This is a genomic window from Pseudomonas sp. Ps21-P2 (assembly GCF_039672565.1).
In the GTDB taxonomy this organism is placed as follows: Bacteria; Pseudomonadota; Gammaproteobacteria; order Pseudomonadales; family Pseudomonadaceae; genus Aquipseudomonas.
In genome coordinates this window covers 24,366-50,320 of sequence record NZ_JBDFPL010000002.1, presented here as the reverse complement: position 1 = coordinate 50,320, position 25,955 = coordinate 24,366, and the positions used below count along the sequence as shown (strand labels likewise).

Here is a 25,955-nt window from a genome sequence, read left to right as displayed (position 1 = left end):
GATATCAATTCGCCTTGAACAACGCCGTCTGCCCTTCAGGCGAAGTGAAGATCGCATCGCCGTTGTGCCCGACGTTTTTCACTTCCACCAGACGCTGATTCAAGCCTTCAGGGTGGCGCTTGGTCAGGTAATCGAAATAGTTGTGACCCCGGGCCAGGCGCTGAGGCCCCTGAGCTTCCGCGCCACAATCCTTGTCCAGCGCCGGGTGCTCCGGATCGGTGTCCAGCTCGCCCAACAGATAAGTAATGTCCCGCTTCACGTATGCGGCCTCAAGCTCAGCCGGTGTTTCCTTGCCAGCGTAGGCGGGCAGCTTGTTCAGACCATACTTCCAGGTGTCGAAAGTCGGGCAGCTCCCCGCATCAACCGGCACAGGGCGCGTCGCGTCGAAATAGGCATAAGAGGACGGGTTGGCGATCACATAGCGCAGCTTGATGCCTTCCTTCTTGAGCAAGGCATCTTCCTTGCCACCAATCATCGCGTAGCGCTGCACCACCTGCGCACCGCCGGAATGGCCCGCGATCACGATTTCCTTCAGGTTGGGGAACAGCTTACTGTCGCTCAGACGCTTGAGGATGTGGTCGATGACCACAAAGGAGCTGACCGGCTTGGGCCCCAATGACTTCTCGCCCGCCATCCAGTCATTGGTGTGCCAGCGAAGTACCGACTCAGGCAGGCGGTGTTCTGCGATGTCCTTTTCGTCGAGAAACTGCGGCGCGATCAGCAGGGTTTTCGATCGCTGCCTGGACTGGTTGGCTGCGCGCTCGACACTGCGCAGGTAGGTTTGCGCGTTACGCAGCCGACCGTGGAAAACAATGACCACCCGCTGGACCTGCGGGCTGGGACGAACCCAGTTCTGACTCAGGCCGAGGGTGGCCTGGGTCGTTCCGTTGATCTGCAGCCGGTCGGGGCTGATGGCTTTAACCGCCTGATCCGCCGCATGAGCATTGAGGCTCATCAGGGTGCCCAACAACAGGATCGAAAGCGGTTTCATCATGTGATCAGAGGCTCTTGGCGGCGAACGTATCGCATTGGTTGATTTGTCCCTGGGCAAAACCTGTCTTGAACCAGCGGACCCGCTGGGCAGAAGTGCCGTGGGTAAACGAGTCCGGCACGACCCGGCCCTGACCCTGTTGCTGCAAGCGGTCGTCGCCAATGGCATTGGCGGCGTTCAGCGCCTCTTCAATATCACCCGGCTCCAGCCAGTTCAAACGCTTTTGTGCGTTGTTGGCCCAAACGCCTGCCAGGCAGTCAGCTTGCAGCTCCTGACGCACCAGCAAACCGTTGTCACCTTCCATTTTCATGCCGCGTTGGCGGGCGGCGTCAACTTTAGCCGAAACCCCCAATAAGGTCTGCACATGATGGCCAACTTCGTGAGCAATCACGTACGCCTGAGCGAAATCTCCCGCCGCCTTGAAACGCTGACTCATCTCACGGAAAAACTTCATGTCCAGGTACACGCGCTGGTCAGCCGGGCAATAGAACGGGCCGCTCGCCGAAGACGCCGAGCCGCACGCCGATTGCACCCGGCCACTGAACAGAATCAGGGTCGGCGCCTTGTACTGGCTCCCCATTTGCTGGAACACCTGCTGCCACGTGTCCTCGGTGTCGCCCAGGATCGCGCGCACGAAGTCGGCCTGCTCGTCATTGGCCGGTGGCGCCTGGCGCGTTTGCGGATTGACCGCTGCGGTCTGCTCCGAACCCATCTGGCCGGTAATCTCGCCCAGAATTCGCATCGGGTCCTGCCCGGTCAGCAGACCGATCGCGACAATGATCACGATCCCGCCAAGCCCCAGACCCTTGCCGCCAATGCGCATCCCGCCGCCACCGCCACCCCCGGAATCGCCGCGTGCGTCCACGACGTTGTCACTGCGACGTCCTTTTTTCCATAGCATGGGGGAATCCTCTTTTGGTCGTGTGGGAAGTGTAGACGGCGGGCGTACGACGTCTGGTCTGCTGGACTAAGAGAGGAGGGGAGGGGGAATAGTTCGCGAATCGGTTCTTCAGAGGTATTGCTCACCTGCAGATCTGTCTGGTGGGGGTTGGCAGCTTGGAACCTTATTTGTGTTTTTCGAGCTGGGGAGAAGTAGACCCATGCCAAGGCAGCGCCCTTTGAGTGCGTTAATGAGGCGCGCGAAAATAGTAGAGCAGTCCGCTACTCACGCCGATGAGAATCATCGAGCCATAAATTATCCGCACTCCCCACAGCAGTCGGGGAGGCAGTTTGAGAAGTTTTTGCCTGGGAATGCGCTTCTGCCTCCAGAAGATTTCAGGTGCGACTGCGACCAGCATTACAAAGGTTTCCCTCATTCTTCGTCCGAAAAGGCTGTCTCCGTAGAAATCTCTGTTCAATGAAAACATTTCAATATCGCATAGGTAGTTTTCGATTTTTTCCAAGTTGATGTAGAAGAAGATGTAGTAGCCGGCGAGATGCAAGGCCGTGATCACTGTCAAAATGAGTGCCAGTAGTCCGGTAGGGATATCTACCATTACTGCGCCCATTCATAGAGATATTCGTCGGTCATTTCTTTCATTTCTCTCACTGTGCTGTGATAAAGGCATAAAGCCCGATCATGCATGCAAATACTGTATTTAGATTGATGTAGAGCCAGAGTATCCAGACCCTTAAATCTGGTGGCACTCTTAAGTTTGCATCTTTTGAAATATCTCCACGGAGGTACATCAAATTCGGAAAAATAAGGACGACAGTCACCATGTTCATACGCATCTGTCTTCCGATAATGCCGTCGCCCCACATCCTTCAAGCATCAGATATGCATCTGCAGTCATTCAGATAGCTTTCAATTATTACTATCTTTCTGCAGCAAAAAATTGTCATCGTCAAGATGGTCGCAAACATCCAAAAGGACATTGCCAGTGAAAGTAGGCCGATTAAGTAGTGCATTGGTGAAGCAGCTCCAAATTTCTTCCCTAATGAGGGTCAAAAGGTCTCGCAGAGCACTGTCAAGCTTGTTCAGTCTAGGGAGAAATAAACCCAAGCTAAAGCGGCGCCGTTTGCATACGAGAAAAAATAGAGCGCCTGAAGTTGAAGCCTGAGCGCCGAAGACAACCGCTTATCTGCATCGGGAGGTATCTCACCCCGCCTGCACATAAGCTTATGCATGATGATAATCATCGCTAATCCATTCAGCCTCATCTGCCTGCCAATGAGGCCCCCGCCCCACACGCTTTTGTTCCACTGCACGAGTTTTACGTCTGATAGCAGTTCCTCCATGGCGGTTAACTTATTTAGCTGGAAGTAAATCATTATGATGATATTGACGAATATGCTTCCAAACACCGCCATCACCCACCAGACTTTCTCAATCATCATTAGTGTGCGGGCTCCATTCATAAAGTTTGGTTCCTATGAACTCTCCGCTTTTCTCACCTGCCAACCCACCTCCATACCCTCCAGCAACTGCGCCCACGATCAAACAGGCAAGTGCCACCGGGCCGCTTGTTGGACCCAATACCGCGAAGCATGCAGTAGCCGCCGCTGTGCCACCTAGCGTTCCGCCTAAGGAGCCGCCGCTGACATTGCCCACCAGTTTCACGCCTTCGACGAATTTCGCTCGCGTGCAAATATCCTCCCTTCCGGTCGAGCAGGCTTCCTTAATCTCAAGCGCGGTAGATGCTAAGTTCAGCCCGATCCCAATTGCTGTCCCATGCTTCAACAACTTCGCCACCTTGGCGTTCTTCCCGACCCGCGCCGCATATCCCTGGATCTCACCTGTGTGCAGATAACTCTTGGTCGACAACCCCAGCATCTTCTTAAGCGGGCCCTTTTTCCGTAGCCCGGTACCCCAGCGAGCAATGCCTTCCAGTTGCTTATCAAGCGTGGCGAACAGCGCTCGCCGCTGGTTGATGAACTCCTGCCGGGCAATGGGTGTTCCGCGCGCCAGCGACAATTTGTAAAGCCGCTCGATCTCTTCCAGAGTTTGCTTCACGCCCTCAAGGTGCTTGCCCCAACTCCCGGTGGCAGCGCCAATACCCAGCGATCCATAACTGAGCATGTTCTGCAGCAGGTCATAGTTCTCGATGAGCTGGCTCCCCGCGCCTTTCACCTGACGATGGACGTTACGCGCCAGGTTCATCAGCTCGGTTTCTTCGGCTGTGAGAGTGCCGTTTGAACCGTCGCTGACAATAACCAGTTGGCCCGGCATCACCACAACGTTTCGGATATGCGCGTTCAGCACATCGAACTTCGCACCCCCGCTCACCCGTGCCTTGAGTGTGAAATAGGTCTGTATGCGGTCATTGATAAACACATATGGCTTGGACACGTGCTGTCCTCAACTAAAGCGCTTGTTGGCGATGCGGTCCCAGCCGCCGGTGACGTTGCCGGCTGCCGCCCCGTCGCTGCGTTTCTGCTGGGTGTACAGAATGCGAACGCGGCCGAAGTTGATTTGCACGTGTTCCAGGGGCTCGCCGCTTTCACCGCTTTGGCTGAAGTCAGAAATGATCACTTCTTCGAGGCGCACTTCGTAGTACTTCAACTTGTCTCCACCGGCCCGGTACAGACACAAAGTCAGGTCCTTTATGTGCGTACCCGCGCAACTCGCTTCAAACAACGAAGCGCTGGATTTGTCCAGGCGCTTGCTGAAGCTGAAGTCGCTGAGGCTGGCCCGACCCGAGCCTGCGCCGCCGTTCGAGCTGGCGGTGGCCGAAGTGCTTTGGCTGACGCCGAAGTCGTAGGCCACGATTTCGATCCAGCCACTGTTGCGCTCATCCAGCGACTCGCCGTCTATCCCGTCCAGCTTGATGAATCCGTCAAATGCCATGCTGCATGTCCTTGCTGAGTTCAGATGCAGCAAGGATAGGGAGCGTATTCCTGGCTTTGAAGCGTCAAGAGGGGGGGCAAAAGTACGATTCGGATCGGTCCTACGCTGGAGCCATAGCCCGTCTTACGGAAGATTCCGTAACGGGTGATGTTCGTCGCAGTAGTCGTTCAAAAGGGGCTGGAAATCGCCGTATTCGCGTGGCGCGCAGAGGGTACGCGCCAGCAGCACATACTCATGACGGCTTACATCAAACCCGCGCCGTCTGCTTCTCGGTGGTTTCGACCGGCGAGGCGTCGGCAAAGTGGTTGACCTGGCGCAAGGCCTTGAAACCCACCATCCAGGCGCCCACGACACCCAGTGTGCACAGGCCGCCGATGATCGCGGCGGGCACGGCACCCCAGAGCGCTGCGCTGCTGCCGGCGCGGAATTCGCCCAGTTCGTTGGACGAACCGATAAACAACATATTCACGGCGTTTACCCGCCCGCGCATGTCGTCCGGCGTTGAGAATTGCACCAGTGTGGAGCGAATGTAGACGCTGACCATGTCCGCCGCACCGGCGATCATCAACGCCAGCAGCGACAGCCAGAACAGCGTCGACAGGGCGAACACCAGATTGGCGATACCGAACACCGCGACGGCGATGAACATGACCAGACCGACGTGTCGATCAAAAGGTCGGAAGCTCAGGTACAGACCGGTGCTGACCTCCCCCAGACTCATCGCGCTGCGCAGCGCGCCTAGGCCTTGGGGGCCCAGGTGCAGCACTTCGTGGGCATAAATCGGCAGCAGCGCCACGACGCCACCGAGCAGCACGGCGAACAGGTCGAGGGAAATGGTGCCGAGGATGATCGGCCGCGATCGAATGAACGCGATGCCGGCGGTGAAGCGCTTCCAGGCCGTGGACTCGAGGATCTGCTTCTTCCCGGCATAGAGCACCGGCACGCGGATCAGCAGCAGCACGCCAGCGATGAAGCTGGCCATGCACACCGAGTAGGTCAATCCGCCGCCGCCCGCTGCATATAAACCGCCGCCGACCAGAGGCCCGGCGATTGTGGCAATGCGCATGATCATGCTGTTGGTGGCGATGGCCGAGGCGAGTTTTTCGCGGGGGACGACTTGCGGCAGCAGGCTCTGCAACGCCGGCCCGGTAAAGGCGCGGGCGCAGCCGAACAGGGCGAGGGTGGCGTAAATCAGCCGCGTGTCCTGATGGTGCGTGACCGAGAACAGCATCAGCATCAGGCTGCACACCGCTTGCACGGACCAACTGATGGTCAGGATCATCTTGCGATCGTAGCGGTCGATCAGATCGCCGGCCGGCATCAACAACAGCAGCATGGGAATGAACTGCGCCAGGCCCACATACGCCAGCGAAATGGGGCTGCGGGTCATGTCGTAGACCTGCCAGGCGACCACGACCGCCTGGATCTGCATGGCAAAGACGGCAGCAAGACGCGCGGTCAGGAAGGCGAAAAAGCCGGGCAGCCGCAGGGCGCTTTTAGCGGAGGATTCAGAGGACGGGGCGGGCGATTCGGAGCTCAAGGCTAGGCATCCATCGAAGCGAGAGACGGCCGAGAGTTATACACCGGTCTGGCGCAGTTCGCCGCTAGCTGTCAGGAATTTAATGATGGGTGGTGAGGGATATGCTGCGTGCGCATGGATGTCATGTGGAAAACGCGGTTGTTGAAATAAGTGAAACCCTGTTCCCGGCTGAAGCCGGTCCTACCGACGATAGTAGGACCGGCTTTAGCCGGAAATGACCGATGTCGCGCTGTCAGCGCCGAACCAGCAATACCCCCGACTCCATGTGATGGGTATACGGGAACTGATCAAACAGCGCGCAGCGCTCGACCCGGTGGGTGTCGTGCAGTTGGGCGATGTTTGCGGCCAGGGTTTCCGGGTTGCACGAGATGTACAGAATGCGTTCGAAACGTCGCGTCAGCTCGCAGGTGTCCGGGTCCATGCCGGCGCGGGGTGGGTCGACGAACACGCTGCCGAAGTCGTAGCTCTTCAGATCGATGCCGGCCAGACGACGGAACGGGCGCACCTCATTCAGCGCTTCGGTCAGCTCTTCCGCCGAAAGGCGCACCAGCGACACGTTATCCAACGCGTTGTCAGCCAGGTTACTCAGCGCCGCGTTGACCGAGGTCTTGCTGATCTCGGTCGCCAGCACCTTGCGCACGCGGGTCGCCAATGGCAGCGTGAAGTTGCCGTTGCCGCAATACAGCTCCAGCAAATCATCGTCGCGGTCGCCCAGCGCGTCATACGCCCAGCTCAGCATTTTCTGGTTCACCGTGCCGTTGGGCTGGGTGAACGCGCCCTCCGGCTGGCGATAACTGAAGGTCCGGCCGGCGACTTCCAGCTGTTCGGTCACGTAATCGCGACCGATCACCAGACGCTGCCCCTTCGAACGGCCGATCACGCTCACCTTAAGATCAGACGCCAATTGCTCGGCCTCGACTTGCCAGGCTTCATCCAGCGGGCGGTGATAGCACAGAGTGATCATGCCGTCGCCGGCCAGCGTGGTCAGAAAATCCACCTGAAACAGTTTGTGATTGAGCGTCTTGCTGGCTTCCCAACGCTCCCGCAGCACTGGCATCAGCGCGTTGATCTGCTGGCTGGCGATGGGGAAATCGTTGATCAGAATCGGCGTGTGCTTGTCGCCCGGCGCGAACATGGCGTAGTGACGCTTGCCATCGTCGCGCCACAGGCGGAACTCGGCGCGCAGGCGGTAGTGCTCGCGCGGCGAGTCGAAAACCTGAGGTTCCGGCGCCTCGAAAGGCGCCAGCAGCTCGCGCAGGCGCGCGGCCTTTTCATCGAGCTGAGCGGTGTAGTTTGCAGGGTCGAACGTAGAACTCATGGATAAAAGCCCAGCTTGATCACGAACAGAATCGACAGCACGACCAGTGCCGAATTCAGCTCGCGGCCCCGGCCCGACAACAGCTTGATCACGGTCCAGGAAATGAAGCCAAAGGCGATGCCGTTGGCGATCGAATAGGTGAACGGCATGGCCAGCGCGGTGATCACCACCGGTGCCGCTTCAGTGATGTCATCCCAGTTGATTTCGGCAAGGCCGGAGGTCATCAACACGGCCACGAACAGCAGGGCAGGAGCGGTGGCGAATGCCGGAACGCTGCCGGCCAGCGGAGCGAAAAACAGCGCCAGCAGAAACAGCACGGCAACCACGATGGCCGTCAGACCGGTCCGGCCACCGGCGCTCACGCCCGCCGCCGATTCGATGTAACTGGTGGTGGTCGACGTGCCCAGCAGAGAGCCCGCCATCGCGGCGGTGCTGTCGGCGATCAGCGCACGGCCCATTTTCGGCATGTGGCCGTCCTTGCCCATCAGGCCCGCGCGCTTGGCGACGCCGATCAGAGTGCCGGAGTTGTCGAACAGGTCGACGAACAGGAAGGAGAAAATCACGCTGACCAGACCGATGTTCAGTGCGCCCGGAATATCCAGCTGCAGGAAGGTCGGCGCCAGTGAAGGCGGCATCGACACCACGCCGCCAAACGGCGAGAACCCCATTACGATCGAGATGATGGTCACGGCCAGAATGCCTATCAGCACGGCGCCCCGCACTTTCAAAGCTTCCAGCGCCACGATCAGCGCGAAGCCCAGGGCGGCGAGGATCGGTGCCGGTTTGGCCAGATCGCCCAGGCCGACCATCGTGGCAGGGTTGCTGACCACGATACCGGCGTTGTGCAGCGCAATCAGCGCCAGGAACAGACCGATACCCGCGGCGATGGCCGAGCGCAACGGCAGCGGGATGCTGTTGATGATCCATTCGCGGATGCGGAAGATCGACAGCAGGAAAAACATCACTGCCGAAATGAACACCGCGCCCAGCGCCACTTGCCAAGTGTGGCCCATGTGCAGCACGACGGTGTAGGTGAAGAAGGCGTTCAGGCCCATGCCCGGCGCGAGGGCGATCGGGTAGTTGGCGATAAGGCCCATTACGGTGGAACCGATGGCCGCGGCCAGACAGGTGGCGACGAAGATCGCGCCCTTGTCCATGCCGGTCTCGCCAAGGATGCTCGGGTTCACGAACAAGATATAGGCCATGGCCAGAAAGGTCGTGACCCCGGCCAGAATTTCGGTGCGCACATTGGTGTTATGTGCCCTGAGTTGAAACAACCGCTCCAGCATTTAAGGCTCCCCGGTGACGCTCCGCGTCATTTATGTAGTCGACTGAAACAGCAAAGCACTGCTCACCGAAACGGCTTGCACAAATTCTGCCAGTTGCAAAAAGCCGCGCATCATACCAGCAGCTCCGGGCGATGGGGCCTGGCGCTTGTCGCCGGATTGCAAATGTCCGGATCGGCCTTGCGCCAGGCCGGCGCTACGCTGCGTCAAAACGCCCGTCATAAACCCTGAACGTTTCCGAAACCACACAAGTCGTACCCCTTAAGACGCAGATCACTGCGCTGATCGAGTACCTACCGTGAGGCTTCCCATGAGTGCAACCAATGAACAGGCGTTCGCAGGGCATTCCATCGCCCTGACGTTGAACGGCCAGACCCGACAAGTGGACGTACAGCCCTGGACCACGCTGCTGGATCTGCTGCGCGAGCAGCTCGATCTGGTCGGCACCAAAAAGGGCTGTGACCACGGCCAATGCGGTGCATGCACCGTGCTGCGTGACGGCAAACGCATCAATGCGTGCCTGACCCTGGCGATCATGTGTGACGGCGCCGAGCTGACCACGATCGAAGGGCTGGCCAACGGCGACACCCTGCACCCGATGCAACAAGCGTTCATCAAGCACGACGCCTTTCAGTGCGGCTACTGCACGCCCGGGCAGATCTGCTCGGCGGTGGGCCTGGCCAACGAAGGCCGCGCCAGCACCGATGACGAAGTGAAAGAACTGATGAGCGGCAACCTGTGCCGTTGCGGCGCCTACAGCAACATCCGTGCGGCGGTGGTTGAAGTCTTGCCATCGATGAATGCCGCACCGGATCAGGGAGGGCGCGGCCAATGAATCCCTTCAGCTACAGCAAACCGTCCGACATCGCACAGGCGGTCAATCTTGCAGGCCCTGCCAGCCGTTTCATCGCTGGCGGTACGAACCTGCTGGATTTGATGAAAGAAAACATCGCCCGTCCCGAGCACTTGATCGACATCACTGGGCTGCCGCTCAAAGACGTTCGCGCAACCGACAGCGGCGGCCTGATGATCGGCGCGCTGGTGAGCAACGCTGATCTGGCGTGGCACCCGCTGATCGAACGTGACTATCCATTGTTGTCTCAAGCCATTCTGGCGGGCGCCTCGCCGCAGTTGCGTAACATGGCGAGCACCGGCGGCAACCTGTTGCAGCGTACCCGCTGCTACTACTTCTACGACTCAACCGTGCCGTGCAACAAGCGCGAGCCTGGCACGGGTTGCCCGGCTAAAGAAGGTCTGAACCGCATCCACGCGATCCTTGGTGCCAGTGATGCCTGCGTCGCGACGCACCCGTCGGACATGTGCGTGGCCTTGGCTGCGCTCGAAGCCCGCGTGCACGTTCAAGGGCGTGCCGGTGCGCGGGTCATCGAGTTTGCCGACTTCCACCGCTTGCCGGGGGATGCGCCCCAGCGCGACAACCAGCTGGCCGACGATGAACTGATTACGGCTGTCGAACTGCCTGCGCCGCGTTTCCAGCAGCACAGCCACTATTTGAAGATCCGTGACCGCGCGTCTTACGCCTTTGCCCTGATCTCGGTGGCCGCTGCCGTCGAACTCGATGGCGACGTCATTCGTGATGTGCGCATCGCCTTGGGTGGCGTGGCACACAAGCCTTGGCGCGACACGGCGGTTGAGCAGTCGCTCAAGGGTCAGCCGGTCTCGCGTGAAAACTTCGTTGCTGCTGCCGACGCGATGCTGCGCGACGCTCAGCCGCTGGCGCACAACGCTTTCAAGATCAAGCTGGCCCGCCGCGCGATCGTTCGCGCCTTGAGCGACGCCACCTTGGGAGGGACTGTTCAATGAACGCCAACACACCAATCCCGGGAAGCTCCGCGCTGGGCCAACCGATGGACCGCGTCGACGGACGCCTGAAAGTCACCGGCCAGGCCCGCTATGCCGGTGAGTACCCAGAGGCCGGGTTGCTGCACGGCAGCGTGGTTTCCAGCACTATCGCCTCAGGCCGGGTTGTCAGCATTGATGCCTCCCAGGCGCTGGCGGTGCCCGGCGTGGTGGCGGTCATCGATCACACCAACCGCCCGCATATCGCCAGTTATGACGAGGACTATCAGGACGCCGACTCTGCGGAAGGCTCACCGTTTCGGCCGTTCTACAACGACCGCGTGCTCTACAGCGGCCAGCCCCTGGCGCTGGTGGTGGCGGACACCCTTGAGCTGGCGCGGCATGCCGGTTCCCTCGTGCGCATCGAATACGAAACCGATTCGCACCAGACCGACCTCAGCGTCGGCCAGAGTGACGCACACACCGCGCCGGCGGAAACGCCAAAGCCGCGCGGGGATTTTTCGGGCGCATTCGCCCAGGCCGCAGTGACTGTCGACACCCACTACAGCACGCCCAACGAGCACCACAACCCGATGGAGCCCCACGCGTCGACGGTGTTTTACAAGGCCGACGGCAGCCTGGAGATTCACGATAAAACCCAAGGCACGCAGAACTGCCAGGACTACCTGCACAGCGTATTCGGCCTGGAGAAAGAAAAGATTCGCGTCCTCGCCGCCTTCGTCGGTGGCGCCTTCGGTTCCGGCCTGCGCCCGCAATACCAGCTGCCACTGGCCGTGATGGCAGCGCTGAAACTTCAGCGCTCGGTACGCCTGACGCTGACCCGCCAGCAGATGTTCACGTTCGGCTATCGCCCCCAGACCCTTCAGCACATGCGCCTGGGCGCTGCCAAAGACGGCAAGCTGACAGCGATTGCCCACGACGCGATCGGCCAGACCTCGCGTTTCGAAGACTTCACCGAGCACGTCGTTGAATGGAGCGGCATGCTCTATCAGTGCGACAACGTGCAGTTGAGCTACAAGCTGGCGCCGCTGGACGTTTACACGCCGCTGGACATGCGCGCACCGGGCGCCGCTTCCGGCATGGTCGCGCTGGAATGCGCCATGGACGAGCTGGCCATTGCGGCCGGCATCGACCCGGTGCAGCTGCGGATCGTCAACTTTGCCGACAGCAACGGCAACGAAGGCAAGCCGTATTCCAGCAAGGAACTGCTGGCCTGTTACGAGCAAGGCGCCGAGCGCTTCGGCTGGAGCAAGCGCAACCCTGAGCCGCGCAGCATGCGTCAGGGCCGTCAGCTAGTGGGTTGGGGCATGGCCGGTGGTGTGTGGGAAGCCATGCAAATGCCGGCCAGCGCCAAAGCCAGTATCGACAGCACCGGCAAGATCACCGTCAGCAGTGCCACCACTGACATTGGCACCGGCACGTATACGGTCATGACTCAGATCGCCGCCGAAGCCGCCGGTGTGAATCCGGACGACGTCACCTTCGTGCTGGGTGATTCTTCGCTGCCGACGTCGCCGTTGCAGGGTGGCTCGTTCACCGTGTCGTCCGTGGGTACTGCCGTGCAGCAGGCCTGCCGTGCCTTGCGCGCCAAGCTGCTCGACGCCGTGCGAATGGCGCATCCGCAATACGCGGTGGTGGACATGGCCGATGTCGGTTACGGCGACGGTTATCTGCTCATCGACGATCAGCGTTTTGCCTATGCCGACATCGTCCGCGAGTCGTCCCACGAGACGCTGGAAGTGCAAATCGACGCCAAGCCTGACGACAAGCGCGAAGGCTATTCGACGGCGACTCACTCGGCGGTGTTCGTCGAAGTGTTGGTGGACGAAGACCTGGGCACCATTCGCGTTAATCGTGTGGTGGACGCAGTCGCGGCGGGCCGCGTGGTCAACCCGAAAACCGCGCGCAGCCAGATTCTTGGCGGCGTGGTCTGGGGCATTGGTCAGGCGCTGCAGGAAGAGAGCCAGACCGACCACAATCTCGGGCGCTTCATGAACCACAGCCTGGCCGAGTACCACATCCCGGTGAACGCCGACATCGGTGAGATCGACGTGTTGTTCGTGGAAGAGAACGACGACATCGTCAATGATCTGGGCTCCAAGGGTGTAGGCGAGATCGGCATCGTCGGCGTGGCTTCTGCCATTGCCAATGCCATCTTCCACGCCACGGGCAAACGTGTTCGGGAATTCCCGATTACGCTGGATAAAGTGCTTTAACCCACGCCGGACCTTGTAGCCTGACCGTTCCCACGCGCTGCGTGGGAATGATCATCTGCTGCTGAACCCCCCTTCATTCAATGTCGCCCCAGTGCAAGCACAGGTCGCGCTGGTGCGCTTGATGCTCAGGCCTGCTGCGTACCTTGCATCGACGCGGCAGCCATCGAATTGCCGCGGGTCTTCAAGCCTTGAAAAACTGCCGAAAAGGGCTGAATAAAATAACGAGCCGACCCGAGGAGCACCCATGAAGTCATTTATTCGTCATTTCAGTTGCGCTGTGTTGATGCTGAGCAGCACCGTCCTGCTGGCGGCGGAACCCGCCAAATGCCAGAACGTGCGCATGGGTGTGGTCAATTGGACGGACGTCGTCGCCACCAGCGCTGTCGCCGAAGTGCTGCTGCAGAACATGGGGTACGACGTGAAACAGACCAGCGCCGCCCAGCAAATCGTCTTTGGTGGCCTGCGTGACGATCGACTCGACGTCTTCATGGGTTACTGGAAACCGGCGATGGACAAGAACATCGCGCCCTTTGTGGCGGCCAATCAGGTCAAGGTGCTCGACGTGCCCAGCATGAGCGATGCCCAGGCAACGCTGGCGGTGCCGGACTATGTGGCGTCGGGCGGGCTGAAAACCTTCGGCGATATCGCCAAATTCAAGGACAAGCTCGGCGGCAAGATCTACGGCATCGAGCCCGGCACCGGTGCCAACGCCAACATCAAGGGCATGATCGAGAAGAACCAGTTCGGCCTCGGCGGCTTCCAGTTGGTCGAGTCGGGGGAAGCCGGCATGCTCGCGGCGGTGCAGCGCGCGATCAAGCGTAACGAATGGGTGGTATTCGTCGGCTGGACCCCGCACCCGATGAACATCAATATGAAGATCGCCTACCTGACCGGCAGCGAAGACGTGTTTGGCCCGGGCGAAGGCGCGGCGACCGTTTCTGTGGTCACGGCGCCCGATTACGCGGCTCGTTGCCCGAACGTCAGCAAGCTGATGAGCAACCTGAAGTTCACCGCCGCTCAGGAAAGCCAGATGATGGTGCCGATCATGGACCGCAAGGCGCCGAACGACGTTGCCCGCCAGTGGCTCAAGGATCATCCTGAAGACATGAAGCGCTGGCTGGATGGCGTGACCACCTTCGATGGCAAGGATGCAGCGGCCGCCGTGCAAGTGGCGGTGAACAAGTAAATCAACAGGCCTGGCCAAGGGCTCGGGCTGGAGCAGCCAATGCCCACGTCTTACCCGTTGTCACCCGAGATGTCGGCGTTCGTGACCAAAACGCTGAGCTTCAGCAGCGCGTCGGAGGATATCAACGAGCAGCGCCGTGCGTATGCGCGGATGAGCGAAGCGTTCACACCCGCCCGTCCGGCGAATCTCGATGTCAGGGATTTTGCCCTCGGCGGGGTGGCGGTGCGCAGTTACCGACCTCGGCGGCTGTCCCTCGAACACCCGGCGCCGTGCGTGATGTATATCCACGGCGGCGGCTGGGTGGTCGGCGATCTCGATTCCCATGACTTTCTGACCGCAGCCCTGGCGGCCGACCTCAACGCCGTGGTCGTCGCCGTGGATTACCGGCTGGCGCCCGAACACCCGTTTCCCGCAGGATTCGGTGACTGCCTGGCGGTCTGGCACGCCTTGCAGATTCAGGCGCAGCGGCTGGACATCGACCCGCGTCGCATCGCCATTGCCGGGGACAGCGCCGGTGGCAATCTCGCCGCTGCAGTGTGTCTGGCGCTGCGCGATTCCGGTGAGCGTCAGCCAGTGGGGCAGGCGCTGATTTACCCCGAGCTCGGGGGCGACACCGATCTGCCCTCGCGCCGTGAATGCGCCGACGCACCGCTTCTTTCCACCGATGAGCTGGGGTTCTACCGGCAGATGTACATGGCGCCGGACGAACAATCGGCCTATGCCCGTCCGCTCCACATAGCTGATTTCCATGACCTGGCGCCTGCGTTTATTGCCGTCGCGCAGTTCGACCCGTTGCGTGACGACGGTGTTGCCTACGAGCGCGCGCTGCGTGAAGCGGGCGTGCGCACCGAGTTCGATCCCGGTCTCGGGCTGCTTCACGGTAGCCTCAGGGCCAAAGGCCAAGTGCCGGAAGTCGACGCGCTTTATCAGCGACTGATTTCTGCGCTGATGGGCTTTATTCGCGATCCGTTGTAGGACCTTCTACTCGGGCTTTTTCAGTGCTGCGCTGCAATTCCACGCACCCTGTTCTGCTTCCCGCCAACTGCACCGCCCTGGCGGGTGAGTCAACTCGCCACGCGACAAAAGACCACGCAGAGCAAGTGCCGAAATGGGACTACTCTTTCACTGTCAGCTGACCTGGATCAATGCTCTGAACTGTATTGATCGAACTGGCCGCCTGACGCATCCCCCGGTCGCCGACCTGAGCACGAATCCAAGAGAACAAACGCCACACCTCGTACTCAATACACCGGGGGCAGTCGCTGAAGGCCCTGAGTCTGAAGCCAGTTCCACCTGATAGAGGAAGACCTATGTTCGGCTTAGAGGCGCTCGATCTCGCCCGAATCCAGTTTGCGTTCACCGTTTCATTTCACATTCTTTTCCCTGCCATCACCATTGGTCTGGCGAGCTTCCTTGCGGTGCTTGAAGGCTTGTGGCTGAAAACCCATGACAACACCTACCGCGACCTTTATCACTTCTGGTCGAAGATCTTTGCCGTCAACTTCGGCATGGGTGTGGTTTCGGGTCTGGTCATGGCGTATGAGTTCGGTACCAACTGGAGCCGCTTCTCCGATTTCGCCGGCGCGGTCACCGGGCCGCTGCTGACCTATGAAGTGCTCACCGCGTTCTTCCTCGAAGCGGGCTTTCTCGGCGTCATGCTGTTCGGCTGGAACCGCGTCGGTCGCGGCCTGCACTTCTTCGCCACGTCAATGGTGGCCGTCGGCACACTGATTTCGACCTTCTGGATTCTGGCTTCCAACAGCTGGATGCAAACCCCCCAAGGCTTCGAGATCGTCGATGGCCGGGTGATTCCGGTGGACTGGTTCGCGGTGATCTTCAACCCGTCGTTCCCGTATCGACTGACGCACATGGCAATCGCTGCCTTTGTCGCAACAGCGTTCTTCGTCGGCGCCTCGGCGGCCTGGCATCTGCTGCGTGGCCGCGACAACCCGGCGATTCGCAGAATGCTGTCCATGGCCATGTGGATGGCGTTGATCGTTGCGCCGATTCAGGCAATGGTGGGCGACGCTCACGGCCTGAACACCCTGGAGCACCAGCCGGCCAAGATCGCCGCCATCGAAGGTCACTGGGAAAACGTCGGCGACGAGCCGACCCCGCTGATCCTGTTCGGCATCCCGGACATGAAGGAGGAGCGCACCAAGTACGCCGTCGAGATTCCGTACCTGGGCAGCCTGATCCTGACCCACAGCCTGGACAAGCAGATCCCGGCCCTCAAATCCTTCCCGCCGGAGGACCGTCCGAATTCGCTGATCGTGTTCTGGTCGTTCCGCGTCATGGTGGCGCTGGGCATGCTGATGATCGCGGTCGGTCTGTGGAGCGCCTGGCTGCGCTGGCGCGGCGGCCTGTACACCAATCGCTGGTTCCTGCGTCTGGTCATGTGCATGGGGCCGGCCGGTCTGATCGCCATGCTGGCGGGCTGGTTCACCACCGAAATCGGGCGTCAGCCGTGGGTGGTCTATGGGCTGATGCGTACTGCCAATGCGGCGTCCCGCCACAGCGTTGAGCAGCTGAGCATCACGCTGGTGTTGTTCGTCGTGGTGTATTTCCTGCTGTTCGGCACCGGCTTCGGCTACATGATGCGTCTGGTACGCAAAGGGCCCAAAACCCACGAAGGGGATACTCCGGCGCACGGCGGACCTGGGCAGAAACGCACCCCGGCGCGTCCTCTCTCTGCTGCTGATGAAAGCAGCACGGACCACCGCAAAGACAGCCTGACTGAGGGGAACTGAGCCATGGGTATCGATCTTCCACTGATCTGGGCCGTGATCATCATCTTCGGCGTCATGATGTACGTCATCATGGACGGCTTCGATCTGGGCATCGGAATACTGTTCCCGTTCATGAAGGACAAGACCGACCGCGACGTGATGATGAACACCGTCGCGCCGGTCTGGGACGGCAACGAGACCTGGCTGGTGCTGGGCGGGGCCGGCTTGTTCGGCGCCTTCCCGCTGGCCTACTCGGTCGTGCTTGAGGCGCTGTATCTGCCGCTGATCTTCATGCTGTTCGGGCTGATCTTCCGCGGCGTTGCATTCGAGTTCCGCTTCAAGGCCACCGACGTCAAGCGGCACCTGTGGGACAAGGCGTTCATCGGCGGTTCGCTGGTGGCGACGTTCTTCCAGGGCGTGGCACTGGGCGCGTACATCGACGGCATTTCCGTGGTCGACCGTGCCTATGCCGGAGGCGGGCTGGACTGGCTGACGCCGTTCTCGATCTTCTGTGGTCTGGCGCTGATCGTGGCCTATGCCTTGCTCGGCTGCACCTGGCTGATCATGAAAACCGAGGGGCCGCTGCAGAAAGCCATGCACGATCTGGCACGCCCTTTGGCCCTGGCCACGCTGGTGGTCATGGCCATCGTCAGCCTGTGGACGCCGCTGGCCCACCAAGCCATTGCCGATCGCTGGTTCAGCCTGCCTAACCTGTTGTGGTTCATGCCGGTGCCGGCGCTGGTCATGCTGACGATGTACGGCCTGTTCAAAGCGGTGGCGCGCAATGCCAACTACGCACCGTTCCTGCTGACGCTGGTGTTGATCTTCCTCGGCTACAGCGGGCTGGGCATCAGCCTGTGGCCGAACATCATTCCGCCGACTGTGTCGATCTGGGCAGCGGCATCGCCGCCACAGAGTCAGGGTTTCATGCTGGTCGGTACGCTGTTCATCATTCCGCTGATCCTGGGTTACACGTTCTGGAGTTACTACGTATTCCGCGGCAAAGTCACCCACGAACACGGCTATCACTAGCAGGTAATGGCCCCGGTTTCTCCTCGGGGCCCCACTGCGGGAGAAGAGGGTTTAGCGATGTCGGTTAAAGAATCTGTTCAGCACGAAGCCCGGAATCAGAATGAGCACAGGCGCGAGGTTGATCCAGCGCAGGGCAAGCCACTGTGGCAGCGCATCGGCTGGCTAGTGGTCATCTGGACCGGCAGCGTGCTGGCCCTCTTCGTGGTCGCCATGCTGCTGCGCATGTTCATGACAGCGGCAGGCATGAAGTCCCACTGAGTGATGCTCGCTCAATAAAAAACCCGCTTCGGCGGGTTTTTTTGTGCGGTCATGTTGGCGTTGCTGCAACACTGTGGGAGCGAGTTTGCTCGCGAAGAGGTTTCTACTTACGCGCCTTGAGGATCACGAATTTCGGCGTCGCCGCCACTTGCTCCACGCCCCTGAACAACCGAGCCAGTTTGCTGTGATAGCCCAAGTGCCGGTTGCCGACGATATACAGCGCGCCGCCGGTGACCAGTGCCGAGCGCGCCTGCTGGAACATCCGCCAGGCGAGGAAATCGCCGACCACTTGCTGCTGGTGAAACGGCGGATTGCACAGGATGACGTCCAGCGAATCGGGCTCCTGCGCCGCCAGCCCGTCACCTGCGTGAATCACCGCCGGGCGCTCGCCGAAGGCCAACGCCCAGTTCTCCTGCGCCGACTGCACCGCCATGAATGACTCGTCCACCAGCGTGTAATGGGCGTCGGGGTTTTCCAGCGCGCTGGCCATGGCGAGCACGCCATTGCCGCAACCCAGATCGGCGACCCGCGCTGAGCCCAGGCCCTTGGGCAAGTACGGCAGGAAGGCGCGGGTGCCGATGTCCAGACTGTCGCGGCAGAACACGTTGGCGTGGTTGATCAACTCGATCTTCGGCTCGTCCAGCGTGTAATGGGTGGGGTAGGGCGAGGGCTGCACGGTTTTGGCTTCAGGCGTGCAAAACAGCAGCCGCGCCTTTTTTACCGCTAGCGATGCCTGCACCGGGCCGATGTACTCTTCCATCAGCTCCCCGGCGGAGCGTGGCAGGTGCTTGATCATGCCGGCAGCGACGACTCTGGCGTTCGGGGCCAATTGGCCCTGCAAACGAATCAGCTGCTCTTCCAGCAAGGCGAGGGTTTTGGGTACGCGAATCAGCACCCAGTCGAAGGGACCGGTCAACGGCGCGCTCGCCGGGATCACCGGCACCGCGTCGTAGGTCAGGCCATTGCGCACCAGGTTCTTTTCCAGGGCCTGAGCGCTGAGGTACGAATCCGTGCTGCTGACCACCGTGGCATGGGGCGCAAGGCTCGCTGCGAGCGCGCCGAAGCTGTCGTTGAGCACCAGCACCTGCGTTTGCAGCGTCACGCCCTGTTCAGCGACATGGTTGAGCAGGTACTCGTCGGCAGCATCGAAGGCCTGCAAGGGCTCATCCGACTGCTCCGGCTGGCGGATCAGGTCGAGCTGGGCAAACGGGGTGGTAAGCAGCGGCATGGGCGGAGCAGTTCCAGTCGTTGATGGCGCGACCGGCGTATCGGCGGCAGTTACACCTGCGCCGGCGTGTCCAGGTTCGCAAAGCCGGCGATTTTACGTGTTTTTGCCCGCGCGCACCGGGCTTTTCTCCCCTGCCTCACCTTGTGCCTAGATCACCCCATCTTTCGTTGCCTGGACCACTGCCGACATCTTGTTGCAGGCGCCGATCTTCTGGATGGCTTTGCCAACGTGGAAGTTAACGGTGCGCGCTGTGACATCCAGGATCAACGCGACTTCTGCCGCCGTCTTGCCAGTCGCGGACCACTTCAATACCTCTACCTCTCTGATCGTCAGGCCCTTGTAGGCGAGCGTCTGCGCGTTCGCCGTGCAGTCTTCCCCCAGCTTCCGAATACCCATCGTGTGCCTCCATGCTCAGTCTTGATCGTCCTGATCGAAGTCTAGGAAACAATTACGGCCCGGGATGGAGCGCGGTTCGTGGTCGCGTCGAAGTACCGCCCCGATTAGCTGCAGACATGATTTGTAAAAGCTAAGGGAATCATGAGGTTAGGGCGATTGTGTGCGTCTGCATGAATCACCTGGCGATAACGCCGATAGCGAAATGCTCTAAAAATCGCATCAGTCGTTGCGGATATCACTACAAACCGGTGGTGTTTATCACGGCGGGTTTGCGGGACACTGATCACCCTTTTTGTGAGACAGGAGCCAGGAGCGCCCCATGACTGCCAGTGCAGAGAAATTCACCCGGCAAACGCTGCTGGACGTTACGCCGCTGACTCCCAGTCTCTTTACCTTTCGCACCACCCGCGATCCCGGTTTCCGCTTCACGGCAGGACAGTTCGCACGTTTGGGCGTGACCAAAGCCGACGGCACCACGGTGTGGCGGGCGTACTCGGTGGTGTCTTCGCCCTTCGATGAATTCCTCGAGTTCTTCTCCATCGTGGTGCCCAACGGCGAATTCACCAGCGAGCTGAGCCGGCTTCGTCAGGGCGACACGCTGATGGTGGAAAAACAGGCGGTGGGTTACCTGACCCTTGATCGCTTCACCGATGGTCGCGACCTCTGGATGTTATCCACAGGGACCGGCGTTGCGCCGTTCCTGTCGATCCTGCAGGACTTCGAGGTCTGGGAAAAATTCGAGCGCATCATTCTGGTGTACAGCGTCCGCGAGTCCCGGGAACTGGCCTACCAGCAGCTCATCGCCGAGCTGACCCAGCGCGAATACCTGGCCGAGTACGCACACAAGTTCAGATTCATCGCAACGGTGACGCGGGAGCCGCATCCCGGTGCGCTCAACGGACGGATTACCACGCTGATCGAAAACGGTGAGTTGGAGAAGGCGGCCGGCGCCGCGCTGACACCCGAGCACTCACGGGTGATGATCTGCGGCAATCCGCAGATGATCGAAGACACCCGCGCGGTACTGAAAACCCGTGACATGCGCTTGGCGTTGACGCGCAAGCCGGGACAGATTGCGGTGGAGAATTACTGGTAGGTGTGTGCTGCGGTAGCTGCTGAAAAACCTTTGTGGGAGCGAGCTTGCTCGCGAAGGCTCACTTTCATTCACTAGAGAAAGTGGCTGAATGCCCCGGCCCCTTCGTGAGCAAGCTCACTCCCACATGTTATGACCGGCCTTAAACGAACCGGTCAGGCGTCACTGGCAGTGGCGCAGCCGGCTTGCTGTTTTGCTCTTTCAGCAGGTCGCGTATTTCGCCCAGCAGCAGCTCTTCCTTGGACGGGGTTGGCGGCAAGGTCGGTGCTTTGGCCTCTTCGCGTTTCAGGCGGTTGATCGCCTTGACGCCCATGAAGATGGCGAATGCGACGATGATGAAGTCGATCACGGTCTGAATGAACTTGCCGTAGGCCAGCACCACCGCAGGTGCAGTCCCTTCAGCAGGCCGCAGCATGATGGCCAGATCACTGAAGTCCACGCCGCCGATCAGCAACCCGAGGGGCGGCATGATTACATCGCCGACGAACGACGAAACGATCTTGCCGAATGCCGCGCCGATGATGATACCGACGGCCATGTCGACGACGTTTCCTTTTACGGCAAAGGCTTTGAACTCGCTTAGTACGCTCATGGGTGTATTCCTTTGTTACAGATGAGAGTGGTAAATGCAGTGTAAGTCAGCTACCTGCATCTCGCTTAATCCATGCAATCGACCGGGTCCGTCCCGGTAAGTTTTATTTAATCCTCCAAAAGCGTGCGTGCCCGATGGCGCTGCAACCGGCGGTTTGACGCATCGGGTATGATTGCCCCCTTTTTACATCGGGGGTGTCATGGCCAAGGCCAAACGCATGTACGGCTGCACCGAGTGCGGTTCGACGTTTCCCAAATGGGCCGGCCAGTGCAGCGAATGCGGTGCCTGGAATACCCTCGTTGAAACCGTGATCGACAACAGTACGGCGGCTGCGCCCAGCGGTCGTTCCGGCTGGACCGGCCAGCAGGCGCAGATCAAAACCCTGGCGGAAGTCAGTGTTGAAGAAATCCCGCGTTTTTCCACCAACTCCACTGAGCTGGACCGCGTTCTCGGCGGCGGCCTGGTGGATGGCTCTGTGGTGTTGATTGGCGGCGACCCCGGCATCGGCAAATCGACCATTCTGTTGCAGACCCTCTGCGCCATCGCCGAGCGCATGCCGGCGCTGTACGTCACTGGCGAAGAGTCGCAGCAGCAGGTCGCGATGCGCGCCCGTCGGCTTGGCTTGCCCCAGGACAAACTGCGGGTCATGACCGAAACCTGCATCGAAACCATCATTGCCACGGCGCGCATCGAGCAGCCGAAGGTCATGGTGATCGACTCGATCCAGACCATCTTCACCGAACAACTGCAATCAGCGCCCGGCGGCGTATCCCAGGTTCGCGAGAGTGCCGCGTTGCTGGTGCGATACGCCAAGCAGAGCGGCACCGCGATCTTTCTGGTCGGCCACGTCACCAAGGAAGGCGCCCTGGCCGGGCCTCGGGTGCTGGAGCACATGGTCGACACCGTGCTGTATTTCGAAGGCGAGTCCGATGGCCGCCTGCGTCTGCTGCGCGCAGTGAAAAATCGCTTCGGCGCCGTCAACGAATTGGGCGTCTTCGGCATGACCGACAAAGGCCTGAAAGAAGTCTCGAACCCCTCGGCAATCTTTCTCACACGTGCGCAGGAAGAAGTCGCGGGCAGTGTGGTCATGGCCACGTGGGAAGGCACCCGGCCGATGTTGGTCGAAGTGCAGGCGCTGGTCGATGACAGCCACCTTTCCAACCCGCGTCGCGTGACCTTGGGGCTGGATCAAAACCGGCTGGCCATGCTGCTGGCGGTACTGCACCGCCACGGCGGCATCCCCACCCATGACCAAGATGTGTTTCTCAACGTCGTGGGCGGGGTGAAAGTGCTGGAAACCGCTTCCGACCTGGCCTTGATGGCCGCCGTCATGTCCAGCCTGCGCAACCGTGCGCTGCCGGGAGACTTGCTGGTGTTTGGCGAAGTAGGCTTGTCCGGCGAAGTGCGCCCTGTGCCGAGCGGTCAGGAGCGACTCAAGGAAGCGGCCAAGCACGGCTTCAAACGCGCCATCGTGCCCAAGGGCAACGCCCCGAAAGAGTCGCCGCCGGGCCTGACGGTGATTGGCGTGACTCGCCTGGATCAAGCACTGGACGCGTTGTTCGAGTAAGGACAGCGCGTTCTATAGATGTATGAGTGCGCCCAGCTCACGCTCCAGTTCATCGTGATCGGCAATATTGAGTTCGATCAGTCGACGCAGGTGCGTCACTGAATCGAGCTCGATGTGCTTGCAGACAAACCCCAGGTGATTGTGATCATCGTGGGTCAGCAGCACTTCCATCACGACATCAATACCGTCCTGCAACTCAATGTCGACCATGAAGCGTTCATCGGGATCGCCCTCCCAGGGTGACGGCTTTTCGATCAGCAGCCCCTTGAGCGACAGGTCGATCAGCTGAACCGTCCAGGTTTTGCCGCCTTGTGTGAGTTTCGTTTTCGCGTCGAATGCAACACGTTTGAAGCGACGACGATCTTTGTGGTTCTCGGTCATTACGCTACTACTCCTTCAGCGCCTGAAGCGCCCGCTGCGTTGACTATAGGACAAATATCGCGCTAGACCATCGTGGGGGTAGCCTTTCGCTCCGGCGGCGCTAAACTCCGCTTGCTGAACAACAATAAGTCCACTCAGTTGGAAACAAAAAAAATGAAAAACAATAATGGTCTGCTGCGCCACGTGCCCTGGCTGATTGTTGCGATCCTTGGGGCCTGGGCTCTGGGTGTGGTTGCATTGCGTCGCGGGGAGGCGATCAATGCACTCTGGATTGTGGTCGCCGCAGTGGCCATTTATCTGGTCGCTTATCGCTACTACAGCCTGTTCATCGCAACCAAGGTCATGCAACTCGACCCGACCCGGGCCACCCCCGCGGTGCTCAAGAACGACGGGCTCGACTACGTTCCCACCAATAAACACATTCTCTTCGGTCACCACTTCGCTGCCATTGCCGGCGCTGGTCCGCTGGTCGGTCCGGTGCTCGCCGCGCAGATGGGCTATCTGCCCGGCACGCTGTGGCTGATCGCCGGCGTCGTGCTGGCGGGTGCGGTTCAGGACTTCATGATCCTGTTCCTTTCCACGCGCCGTAACGGTCGCTCCCTGGGCGACATGGTGCGCGAAGAAATGGGCCGCATCCCCGGCACCATCGCGTTGTTCGGCTGTTTCCTGATCATGATCATCATCCTCGCGGTGCTGGCGCTGATCGTCGTCAAGGCGCTGGCCGAGAGCCCATGGGGCATGTTCACGGTCATGGCGACGATTCCGATCGCGATGTTCATGGGCATCTACATGCGCTTCATCCGCCCGGGCCGCATCGGCGAGATCTCGGTGGTGGGCGTCGTGCTGTTGCTGCTGTCGATCTGGGTCGGTGGCCTTGTGGCAGCGAGCCCTGAGTGGGCGCCGATGTTCACCTTCACCGGCGTGCAGATCACCTGGATGCTGGTCGGTTACGGTTTTGTCGCGGCCATGCTGCCGGTCTGGCTGGTGTTGGCGCCTCGCGACTACCTGTCCACGTTCCTGAAAATCGGCACCATCATTGCGCTGGCGATCGGCATCCTGATTCTGGCGCCTGAGCTGAAAATGCCTGCGCTGACGCAGTTCACCGACGGCACCGGTCCGGTCTGGAAAGGCACCCTGTTCCCGTTCCTGTTCATCACCATCGCCTGTGGCGCCGTTTCCGGTTTCCACGCGCTGATCTCTTCGGGCACCACGCCGAAACTGCTGGATAACGAAGTCAACGCCCGTTACATCGGTTACGGCGGCATGCTCATGGAATCGTTCGTGGCGATCATGGCCATGGTTGCGGCCTCGGTCATCGAGCCAGGCGTGTACTTCGCGATGAACAGCCCGGCGGCCATCGTCGGCTCCGACGTCGCTTCGGTCGCGCAGATGGTCAGCAGTTGGGGTTTCCTCATCACACCGGATCAATTGACCGCTGTGGCGAAGGACATCGGCGAAAACACCGTGCTGGCCCGTGCCGGTGGTGCACCGACTCTGGCGGTGGGTATCGCGCAGATCCTGCACCAGGCCTTTCCGGGTCAGAACACTATGGCGTTCTGGTACCACTTCGCGATTCTGTTTGAAGCGCTGTTCATCCTGACGGCAGTCGATGCCGGTACCCGTGCTGGCCGCTTCATGCTGCAGGACCTACTGGGCAGTTTCGTGCCTGCGCTGAAACGCACCGAGTCCTGGACCGCCAACGCCATCGGTACCGGTGGTTGTGTCGCGCTGTGGGGGTATCTGCTGTATCAGGGCGTGATCGATCCGCTGGGCGGGATCAACACGTTGTGGCCACTGTTCGGTATCTCCAACCAGATGCTCGCGGGTATCGCGCTGATGCTGGCGACGGTTGTGCTGATCAAAATGAAGCGTCAGCAGTACGTCTGGGTCACCATCCTGCCGGCTTCATGGCTGCTGATCTGCACCGTGACCGCGGGCTTCATCAAGCTGTTCGACCCGAGCCCTGCGGTAGGCTTCCTGGCGCTGGCGAAGAAATACAGCGCGGCGGCAGACGCCGGTCAGGTGCTGGCCCCGGCCAAGACCATGGATCAAATGCAGCATGTGATCTTCAACGCCTACACCAACGCCACCCTGACCACGCTGTTCCTGTTCGTGGTCCTGAGCATTCTGTTCTATGCGTTGAAGGTCGGTCGGGCGGCGTGGGTCAAGAAAGAGCGTACCGACAAGGAATCGCCGTTCCAGGCTTTCCCGGAAACCCACTGAGTGCGCTGTAACGCGAGGAGTTGCGTATGTTCAACGATCTGAGTCGCCTGGGTAAGTATCTCGGTCAGGCCGCCCGCCTCATGGTGGGCATGCCGGATTACGACAACTACGCTGAGCATATGCAGAAGACCCACCCGGACAAGCCGGTGATGTCCTACGAGGCGTTCTTTCGGGAACGCCAGGACGCACGTTACGGCGGGAAGGGCGGGCCCAAGTGTTGCTAATGATGTGACCCTGGGTCATGTAGGAGTGAGCTTGCCCGCGATGCGCTGATTCAGTCGCCGCTGTACTGACTGACATTTCGAATCGCC

The 25,955-nt window shown here is 60.3% G+C and carries 25 protein-coding genes; 12 read left to right on the top strand and 13 right to left on the bottom strand.

Annotated elements, in window-relative coordinates; all coding sequences use genetic code 11:
- Positions 1–4: 4 nt before the first annotated feature.
- From ABEH28_RS04085 to ABEH28_RS04045, 9 genes are all read right to left on the bottom strand, one after another.
- Entirely contained in the window at positions 5–994 is a 990-nt protein-coding gene (locus ABEH28_RS04085; RefSeq protein WP_192173276.1) for an alpha/beta hydrolase, read from the bottom strand.
- 4 nt (positions 995–998) lie between these two features.
- On the bottom strand, positions 999–1,892 hold the full coding sequence (locus ABEH28_RS04080) for a neutral zinc metallopeptidase (RefSeq protein WP_346629217.1): 894 nt from the start codon (positions 1,890–1,892) through the stop codon (positions 999–1,001).
- Between the two features lie 226 nt (positions 1,893–2,118).
- Positions 2,119–2,499 carry a hypothetical protein gene (locus ABEH28_RS04075; RefSeq protein WP_192173274.1) on the bottom strand — a complete coding sequence of 127 codons (381 nt, stop codon included), beginning with the start codon at positions 2,497–2,499 and terminating at the stop codon, positions 2,119–2,121.
- A gap of 472 nt (positions 2,500–2,971) precedes the next feature.
- Positions 2,972–3,331 (bottom strand): hypothetical protein, encoded by a 360-nt coding sequence (locus ABEH28_RS04070; RefSeq protein WP_192173273.1) that lies wholly within the window; start codon positions 3,329–3,331, stop codon positions 2,972–2,974.
- Positions 3,321–4,283, bottom strand: coding sequence for a hypothetical protein (locus ABEH28_RS04065; protein ID WP_346629216.1), 963 nt, complete (start codon positions 4,281–4,283; stop codon positions 3,321–3,323). The genes ABEH28_RS04070 and ABEH28_RS04065 overlap by 11 nt, the downstream gene beginning before the upstream one ends.
- A gap of 9 nt (positions 4,284–4,292) precedes the next feature.
- Positions 4,293–4,781 (bottom strand): type VI secretion system tube protein Hcp, encoded by a 489-nt coding sequence (locus tag ABEH28_RS04060; RefSeq protein ID WP_192173271.1) that lies wholly within the window; start codon positions 4,779–4,781, stop codon positions 4,293–4,295.
- Positions 4,782–5,028: 247 nt separating this feature from the next.
- Positions 5,029–6,321 carry an MFS transporter gene (locus ABEH28_RS04055; protein ID WP_192173270.1) on the bottom strand — a complete coding sequence of 431 codons (1,293 nt, stop codon included), beginning with the start codon at positions 6,319–6,321 and terminating at the stop codon, positions 5,029–5,031.
- A 232-nt stretch (positions 6,322–6,553) separates the two neighbouring features.
- Positions 6,554–7,639, bottom strand: coding sequence for a tRNA (uridine(54)-C5)-methyltransferase TrmA (gene trmA, locus ABEH28_RS04050; RefSeq protein WP_346629215.1), 1,086 nt, complete (start codon positions 7,637–7,639; stop codon positions 6,554–6,556).
- The gene (locus tag ABEH28_RS04045; protein WP_192173268.1) at positions 7,636–8,928 is read right to left on the bottom strand and encodes an NCS2 family permease; all 1,293 of its coding nucleotides are present in this window, start codon (positions 8,926–8,928) and stop codon (positions 7,636–7,638) included. The genes trmA and ABEH28_RS04045 overlap by 4 nt, the downstream gene beginning before the upstream one ends.
- Positions 8,929–9,235: 307 nt before the next feature.
- On the opposite strand from ABEH28_RS04045, the gene ABEH28_RS04040 reads away from it, so the two are divergent.
- The 8 genes from ABEH28_RS04040 to ABEH28_RS04005 all read left to right on the top strand — a co-directional run bounded on the left by ABEH28_RS04040 (position 9,236) and on the right by ABEH28_RS04005 (position 18,164).
- A complete protein-coding gene (locus ABEH28_RS04040) occupies positions 9,236–9,760 on the top strand; it encodes a (2Fe-2S)-binding protein (RefSeq protein ID WP_122536674.1) in 525 nt (174 codons plus the stop codon).
- Positions 9,757–10,746: a xanthine dehydrogenase family protein subunit M gene (locus ABEH28_RS04035; RefSeq protein WP_346629214.1), complete on the top strand. Its 990-nt coding sequence runs from the start codon at positions 9,757–9,759 to the stop codon at positions 10,744–10,746. Before ABEH28_RS04040 ends, ABEH28_RS04035 begins: the two co-directional genes overlap by 4 nt.
- On the top strand, positions 10,743–12,959 hold the full coding sequence (locus ABEH28_RS04030; protein WP_346629213.1) for a xanthine dehydrogenase family protein molybdopterin-binding subunit: 2,217 nt from the start codon (positions 10,743–10,745) through the stop codon (positions 12,957–12,959). Before ABEH28_RS04035 ends, ABEH28_RS04030 begins: the two co-directional genes overlap by 4 nt.
- A 244-nt stretch (positions 12,960–13,203) precedes the next feature.
- On the top strand, positions 13,204–14,145 hold the full coding sequence (choX, locus tag ABEH28_RS04025; RefSeq protein ID WP_346627921.1) for a choline ABC transporter substrate-binding protein: 942 nt from the start codon (positions 13,204–13,206) through the stop codon (positions 14,143–14,145).
- Positions 14,146–14,184: 39 nt separating this feature from the next.
- Complete coding sequence (locus ABEH28_RS04020; protein WP_346629212.1) at positions 14,185–15,120, top strand: alpha/beta hydrolase; 936 nt, start codon at positions 14,185–14,187, stop codon at positions 15,118–15,120.
- Positions 15,121–15,455: 335 nt separating this feature from the next.
- Positions 15,456–16,895, top strand: coding sequence for a cytochrome ubiquinol oxidase subunit I (locus ABEH28_RS04015; RefSeq protein ID WP_192173262.1), 1,440 nt, complete (start codon positions 15,456–15,458; stop codon positions 16,893–16,895).
- A 3-nt stretch (positions 16,896–16,898) separates the two neighbouring features.
- Positions 16,899–17,906 carry a cytochrome d ubiquinol oxidase subunit II gene (gene cydB, locus ABEH28_RS04010; protein ID WP_346629211.1) on the top strand — a complete coding sequence of 336 codons (1,008 nt, stop codon included), beginning with the start codon at positions 16,899–16,901 and terminating at the stop codon, positions 17,904–17,906.
- 57 nt (positions 17,907–17,963) lie between these two features.
- The gene (locus ABEH28_RS04005; RefSeq protein ID WP_346629210.1) at positions 17,964–18,164 is read left to right on the top strand and encodes a DUF2474 domain-containing protein; all 201 of its coding nucleotides are present in this window, start codon (positions 17,964–17,966) and stop codon (positions 18,162–18,164) included.
- A 103-nt stretch (positions 18,165–18,267) separates the two neighbouring features.
- Here the strand turns inward: ABEH28_RS04005 and ABEH28_RS04000 are convergent, their stop codons facing one another.
- Complete coding sequence (locus ABEH28_RS04000; RefSeq protein WP_346629209.1) at positions 18,268–19,392, bottom strand: methyltransferase; 1,125 nt, start codon at positions 19,390–19,392, stop codon at positions 18,268–18,270.
- 147 nt (positions 19,393–19,539) lie between these two features.
- On the bottom strand, positions 19,540–19,788 hold the full coding sequence (locus ABEH28_RS03995) for a helix-turn-helix transcriptional regulator (protein WP_192173259.1): 249 nt from the start codon (positions 19,786–19,788) through the stop codon (positions 19,540–19,542).
- Between the two features lie 319 nt (positions 19,789–20,107).
- Here ABEH28_RS03995 and ABEH28_RS03990 point away from each other — a divergent pair, with 319 nt between their 5' ends.
- On the top strand, positions 20,108–20,884 hold the full coding sequence (locus ABEH28_RS03990; RefSeq protein ID WP_346629208.1) for a ferredoxin--NADP reductase: 777 nt from the start codon (positions 20,108–20,110) through the stop codon (positions 20,882–20,884).
- Between the two features lie 139 nt (positions 20,885–21,023).
- Here the strand turns inward: ABEH28_RS03990 and mscL are convergent, their stop codons facing one another.
- Entirely contained in the window at positions 21,024–21,473 is a 450-nt protein-coding gene (mscL, locus tag ABEH28_RS03985; protein ID WP_192173257.1) for a large-conductance mechanosensitive channel protein MscL, read from the bottom strand.
- A gap of 199 nt (positions 21,474–21,672) precedes the next feature.
- On the opposite strand from mscL, the gene radA reads away from it, so the two are divergent.
- Positions 21,673–23,040 (top strand): DNA repair protein RadA, encoded by a 1,368-nt coding sequence (gene radA / locus ABEH28_RS03980; RefSeq protein WP_074888638.1) that lies wholly within the window; start codon positions 21,673–21,675, stop codon positions 23,038–23,040.
- 12 nt (positions 23,041–23,052) lie between these two features.
- Here the strand turns inward: radA and ABEH28_RS03975 are convergent, their stop codons facing one another.
- Positions 23,053–23,421, bottom strand: coding sequence for a PilZ domain-containing protein (locus ABEH28_RS03975; RefSeq protein WP_346629207.1), 369 nt, complete (start codon positions 23,419–23,421; stop codon positions 23,053–23,055).
- Between the two features lie 153 nt (positions 23,422–23,574).
- On the opposite strand from ABEH28_RS03975, the gene ABEH28_RS03970 reads away from it, so the two are divergent.
- Both ABEH28_RS03970 and ABEH28_RS03965 read left to right on the top strand, forming a co-directional pair.
- Entirely contained in the window at positions 23,575–25,644 is a 2,070-nt protein-coding gene (locus tag ABEH28_RS03970; RefSeq protein WP_192173254.1) for a carbon starvation CstA family protein, read from the top strand.
- 26 nt (positions 25,645–25,670) lie between these two features.
- On the top strand, positions 25,671–25,868 hold the full coding sequence (locus ABEH28_RS03965; RefSeq protein WP_346629206.1) for a YbdD/YjiX family protein: 198 nt from the start codon (positions 25,671–25,673) through the stop codon (positions 25,866–25,868).
- Positions 25,869–25,955 lie beyond the last annotated feature (87 nt).

What these genes read in the sequence shown, in the direction of transcription:
- ABEH28_RS04020 (WP_346629212.1), top strand. Translation starts at nt 14,185, where the DNA reads ATGCCCACGTCTTACCCGTTGTCACCCGAGATGTCGGCGTTCGTGACC.
- ABEH28_RS03990 (WP_346629208.1), top strand. Translation starts at nt 20,108, where the DNA reads ATGACTGCCAGTGCAGAGAAATTCACCCGGCAAACGCTGCTGGACGTT.
- ABEH28_RS03970 (WP_192173254.1), top strand. Translation starts at nt 23,575, where the DNA reads ATGAAAAACAATAATGGTCTGCTGCGCCACGTGCCCTGGCTGATTGTT.
- ABEH28_RS04070 (WP_192173273.1), bottom strand. Translation starts at nt 3,331, where the DNA reads ATGATGATTGAGAAAGTCTGGTGGGTGATGGCGGTGTTTGGAAGCATA.
- ABEH28_RS03965 (WP_346629206.1), top strand. Translation starts at nt 25,671, where the DNA reads ATGTTCAACGATCTGAGTCGCCTGGGTAAGTATCTCGGTCAGGCCGCC.
- mscL (WP_192173257.1), bottom strand. Translation starts at nt 21,473, where the DNA reads ATGAGCGTACTAAGCGAGTTCAAAGCCTTTGCCGTAAAAGGAAACGTC.
- cydB (WP_346629211.1), top strand. Translation starts at nt 16,899, where the DNA reads ATGGGTATCGATCTTCCACTGATCTGGGCCGTGATCATCATCTTCGGC.
- ABEH28_RS03975 (WP_346629207.1), bottom strand. Translation starts at nt 23,421, where the DNA reads ATGACCGAGAACCACAAAGATCGTCGTCGCTTCAAACGTGTTGCATTC.
- ABEH28_RS04060 (WP_192173271.1), bottom strand. Translation starts at nt 4,781, where the DNA reads ATGGCATTTGACGGATTCATCAAGCTGGACGGGATAGACGGCGAGTCG.
- ABEH28_RS04030 (WP_346629213.1), top strand. Translation starts at nt 10,743, where the DNA reads ATGAACGCCAACACACCAATCCCGGGAAGCTCCGCGCTGGGCCAACCG.
- ABEH28_RS04075 (WP_192173274.1), bottom strand. Translation starts at nt 2,499, where the DNA reads ATGGGCGCAGTAATGGTAGATATCCCTACCGGACTACTGGCACTCATT.
- ABEH28_RS04015 (WP_192173262.1), top strand. Translation starts at nt 15,456, where the DNA reads ATGTTCGGCTTAGAGGCGCTCGATCTCGCCCGAATCCAGTTTGCGTTC.
- ABEH28_RS04035 (WP_346629214.1), top strand. Translation starts at nt 9,757, where the DNA reads ATGAATCCCTTCAGCTACAGCAAACCGTCCGACATCGCACAGGCGGTC.
- radA (WP_074888638.1), top strand. Translation starts at nt 21,673, where the DNA reads ATGGCCAAGGCCAAACGCATGTACGGCTGCACCGAGTGCGGTTCGACG.
- ABEH28_RS04045 (WP_192173268.1), bottom strand. Translation starts at nt 8,928, where the DNA reads ATGCTGGAGCGGTTGTTTCAACTCAGGGCACATAACACCAATGTGCGC.
- ABEH28_RS04000 (WP_346629209.1), bottom strand. Translation starts at nt 19,392, where the DNA reads ATGCCGCTGCTTACCACCCCGTTTGCCCAGCTCGACCTGATCCGCCAG.
- ABEH28_RS04080 (WP_346629217.1), bottom strand. Translation starts at nt 1,892, where the DNA reads ATGCTATGGAAAAAAGGACGTCGCAGTGACAACGTCGTGGACGCACGC.
- trmA (WP_346629215.1), bottom strand. Translation starts at nt 7,639, where the DNA reads ATGAGTTCTACGTTCGACCCTGCAAACTACACCGCTCAGCTCGATGAA.
- ABEH28_RS03995 (WP_192173259.1), bottom strand. Translation starts at nt 19,788, where the DNA reads ATGGGTATTCGGAAGCTGGGGGAAGACTGCACGGCGAACGCGCAGACG.
- ABEH28_RS04085 (WP_192173276.1), bottom strand. Translation starts at nt 994, where the DNA reads ATGATGAAACCGCTTTCGATCCTGTTGTTGGGCACCCTGATGAGCCTC.
- ABEH28_RS04005 (WP_346629210.1), top strand. Translation starts at nt 17,964, where the DNA reads ATGTCGGTTAAAGAATCTGTTCAGCACGAAGCCCGGAATCAGAATGAG.
- choX (WP_346627921.1), top strand. Translation starts at nt 13,204, where the DNA reads ATGAAGTCATTTATTCGTCATTTCAGTTGCGCTGTGTTGATGCTGAGC.
- ABEH28_RS04040 (WP_122536674.1), top strand. Translation starts at nt 9,236, where the DNA reads ATGAGTGCAACCAATGAACAGGCGTTCGCAGGGCATTCCATCGCCCTG.